The following is a 4,189-nucleotide window of genomic DNA, read 5'->3' on the forward strand; positions in this document are numbered from 1 at the left end:
CATCACGCCGGCTCAAGATAGCTCTCCCAGGCGTCGATCGACACAACAAGCGTCGGGTCGGCGCCCTCGCCCCAGATCTCCGATCCTTCGAAAACCACGGTGTACACCCATTGCGGATTTTCGCCGTGTCCATGCGCGTTGCTGTCGGGAAAAACAAAACCGTCGTGCACCGCCTCGATCACGCCGTGCTTGCCGCGTGCGTAGCGCGGCAGCCGCGTGTGGCCGGTCGGGTTGAAGTTTTTGGTCCGCACGGCGTCGCCCGCCTTGAACCGCGCCGCTTGCGCCACCGGCCGGTCGCAAGGGCTGCCCTTGGCCAACACCGCGGGCACGTTTTCCGCCTTCAGCACCCTCTTGGGAGTCGCTGCTGGATCGACTGCCTTGCCCGCTTCGAGATCGCGCTGGCTGACGAAGCCATGGCGCTTTAACAGCACCTCCAGCGCCTTGATCCATATCTCGTAGTAGCTCGATGAATAGTAGACAGCCGGATGCAGCGATTCCCGTGCATGCCGGCTCTCGTCGATGTTCCACGCGCCCATGGCGCCGGCAGTCAGCGTCACGCCGAGCGCCCGCCTTTCCCAGGCGGCATGGAAGTAAGGTTCGTCCTTTTCCGGCGCGACCGGGCCGAACCCCATCTGTCCGCCGAGATCTTGCGGCCCGTTCATGCCGGCTGCCCCTCTATTCCAGGTCTTTGGGCCAGGCCGGTGCCGATCATCGCATCGCGGCTGACCAGCTCCGCCAGCCGCTCCTCGCTCCAGCCCTTGGTACCCTCGGGCCGCATCGGCACGACGAGATAGCGCAGCTCGGCAGTGGAATCCCAGACGCGGATTTTCTTGTCCGCCGGCAGCGTCAGCCCGAACTCCTCCAGCACGCCGCGCGGATCGATCACCGCGCGCGAACGATAGGGCGGCGCCTTGTACCAGACCGGCGGCAGGCCAAGCACCGACCACGGATAGCAGGAGCACAGTGTGCAGACGACGAGATTATGGGTGTCCTGCGTGTTGAACACCGCCTGCATGTGCTCGCCCTGGCGGCCGGTATAGCTTAGCGAGCCGATCGCCGCCGTCGCATCGCGCTTCAGCCAGTCGGCATAGGCTGGATCGCGCCAGGCTTTCGCCACCACCCTGGCGCCGTTGCGCGGCCCGATCTTCGTCTCGTAGGTGTCGACGATGACGTCGATCGCGGCCGGATCGATCAGACCCTTCTGGGCGAGGATCGTCTCCAGCGCACGCACGCGGGCGGCAAACGGATCGAGTTCGTTGTCGTGATCATGATCGTGTGACATGGCTACAAACTACGTTTGCAGTGATGCCGCTGCAAGCATGAGGGCTTGGGCCAGCGGACCATGGCGCCAGCTCTACCCCCTATTCGGCGGCCGCCCGCTGCGGCTCGGGCAGCATGTCTTCCCTGGGCTTGAACAGCGAGGGCTGATCCCCCGCTTCGACCGAGCCCGGCTCGCCCTTGCGCTTCGACCAAAGCCCCACCAGCCAGCCCGAGAAATTCTCCATGTAGACATAGATGACCGGCGTCACGAACAGGGTCAGTGCCTGCGAGGCAAGCAGGCCGCCGACAACGGCAACGCCCAGCGGCTGGCGCAGTTCGGCGCTGGCGCCGGTGCCGAGCGCAATCGGGAACGTGCCCATGAGTGCCGCCAGCGTCGTCATCATGATCGGCCTGAAGCGCATCAGGCAAGCCTTGTGGATCGACTCGGTCGCCGACATGCCTTCTCGTCGCAGTTCGAGCGCGACATCGACCATCATGATGCCGTTCTTCTTGACGATGCCGATCAGCATCAGGATGCCGATCACCGCGATGACCGACAGATCCATGCCGGCGAAGCGCAGCGCAACGACCGCTCCCAGCACGGCCGACGGCAGGCCGGTGAGGATGGTCAGCGGGTGGATGAAGCTTTCGTAGAGGATGCCGAGCACGATGTAGATGGTCAGGATTGCGCCGCCGATCAGAAAACCCTGGTTGGCCAGCGAATCCTGGAAGGTCTTGGCCGTGCCGGCAAAGGTCGTCGAGATCACCGTCGGCATGCCGATCTGCTCTTTCAGCGCATTGATGCGTGTCACGCTGTCGCCCAGCGCCACGCCCTGCGGCAGATTGTAGGAGATGGTCACGGCTGGAAGCTGGCCGAGCTGGTTGACGGTCAGGGCGCCGGCCGTGCGATCGACGCGGGCGAAGGCGCCGAGCGGAACAAGACTGCCGCTCGCCGTCCTCATCTGGATGGCCAGCATCCGCTCGGGCGACCACTCGATCTTGGGATCGAGCTCGGTGATGACTTCATAGCTGTCGGCCGAACCGAAGATGGTCGAAACCTGGTCGGTGCCGAACCCGCCATAGAGGGCGGAGCGCAACGTGTCGGTATCGATACCGAGTTGGGCGGCCTTGTCGCGATCCACCACCAGCGTCGCCTGCAGCGCATTGTTCTGCAGGTCGCTGGTGACGTCGGTGAAGTTCGCATGGTCGGCCGCCATCGCGTCGTTCAGTTTCTGCGCCCAAATATCGGTGAGGCCGGTATCAAGGCCCTGAACCACGAGCTGGTAGGCGCTTGCGGACGACCGCGAGCCCAGCCTCAAATTCTGCACCGGCTGCATGTAGGTCTCGATGCCAGCAACGCCGGCCAGTTGCTTGCGCAGATCCGCAAGCACCTTCTCTATATCGGGACGCTGGTCCTTGCCCTTGAGCTGGACGAAAAGCTGCCCCTGGTTGAGCGCGTTGTTGCCGCTGCCCGCCGACCACGCCACATGGTCGACATAGGGCGAATGCGAGAAGACGCTGGCGACCTGCCCTTGCAGCCTGGACATGGCGTCGAACGAGATGTCCTGGCGGGCGATGGTGGTCACCGATATCTGGCCGATGTCCTCCTGCGGGAAGAAACCCTTCGGCGAGATCTGGATCAGCCACACCGACGCTGCCGCGGTGCCGACGAAGACGAGGAACACCAGGAAGGTGTGCCGCAGGCAGAAGCTCAAGACCCTGTCGTAGCCGCGCGTGACGAGGTCCTGCTTGTGACCGGGGCCATGCTTGTCGCGGTCGGCTTTGGTCACCGACAGCAGCCGCGAGCACAGCATCGGCGTCAGCGTCAGCGACACGAACATCGACGCCAGGATGGCGACCGTCACCACCACGGCGAACTCGTTGAAGATGCGCCCGATGACGCCGCCCATCAGCAGCACGGGGATGAAAACCGCCACCAGCGAGATCGAGATCGAGATGATGGTGAAGCCGATTTCGCGCGCGCCCTTCAGCGAGGCGTCGAAGGCCGACAGCCCGTCCTCCTCCATGTGGCGGAAGATGTTTTAAAGCATCACGATGGCGTCGTCGACGACGAGGCCGACCGCCAGCGTCAGGCCCATCAGCGAGATGTTGTCGATGGAAAAGCCGAACAGGAACATCGCGCCGAGCGTGGCGATCAGCGAGATCGGCACCGCCACGGCCGGGATGATTGTCGCCGTCACCCGGCGCAGGAACACGAAGATCACCATGATGACCAGGGCAATGGTGAGCAGCAGCGTGAACTGCACGTCGCTGACCGCCTGCCGGATCGAACTGGAGCGGTCGTTAAGCAGCTTGATGTCGGCGGCGGCCGGCATCTGGTCCTTGAAGGACGGCAGCATCGCCTTGACCTTGTCGACGACGTCGACAGTGTTGGCGTCGGGTTGACGCTGCACGGCCATGATGATCGCGCGGGTGCCATCGTACCAACTCGCCGTCGTGGTCGTCTGCACCGAATCGACCACGCGGGTCACCTCGCCCAGCCGTACCGGGTGACCGTTTTTGGTGGCGATGATGATGTTGGAGAAACCGGCGGCGTCGGTCAGCTGCGTGTTGGCGGTGATGGTGAGCTGCTGCTTGTCGTTCTGGAGCACGCCGAGCGGCGTGTTGCTGTTGGCCGAGGCAACCGCCGCCTGCAGCTGATCGATCGAGATGCCGCGTGCGGCAAGCGCGGTCGGGTCGATCTGGATGCGCACCGCGTATTTCTGCTGGCCGAAGATCGAGACCTGCGCCACGCCGTCGATGGTCGACAGCGACGGCGAGATGACGTTTTCCGCGAACGCATCGAGGTCGGTCAGCGGAACCGTGTCGCTGACCAGCGACATCAAAAGGATCGGCGCGTCGGCCGGATTGACCTTGCGATAGCTCGGCGGCGCCGTCATCTGCGACGGCAATGATTTCTGCGTGCGCG

At 64.1% G+C, this 4,189-nt stretch carries 2 protein-coding genes and 1 pseudogene; all 3 read right to left on the reverse strand.

Annotated features, from left to right (window positions below):
• Window positions 1-2: 2 nt before the first annotated feature.
• Entirely contained in the window at window positions 3-662 is a 660-nt protein-coding gene (gene nthB / locus EN991_RS25675; protein ID WP_027160578.1) for a nitrile hydratase subunit beta, read from the reverse strand.
• Window positions 659-1,282: a nitrile hydratase subunit alpha gene (gene nthA, locus EN991_RS25680; RefSeq protein ID WP_127369810.1), complete on the reverse strand. Its 624-nt coding sequence runs from the start codon at window positions 1,280-1,282 to the stop codon at window positions 659-661. The genes nthB and nthA overlap by 4 nt, the downstream gene beginning before the upstream one ends.
• A 79-nt stretch (window positions 1,283-1,361) precedes the next feature.
• Window positions 1,362-4,189: pseudogene (locus tag EN991_RS25685) on the reverse strand (efflux RND transporter permease subunit); the annotation flags it as partial.

Origin of the sequence: Mesorhizobium sp. M7A.F.Ca.US.005.03.2.1, from assembly GCF_003997795.1 — a bacterium.
In the GTDB taxonomy this organism is placed as follows: Bacteria; Pseudomonadota; Alphaproteobacteria; order Rhizobiales; family Rhizobiaceae; genus Mesorhizobium; species Mesorhizobium ciceri.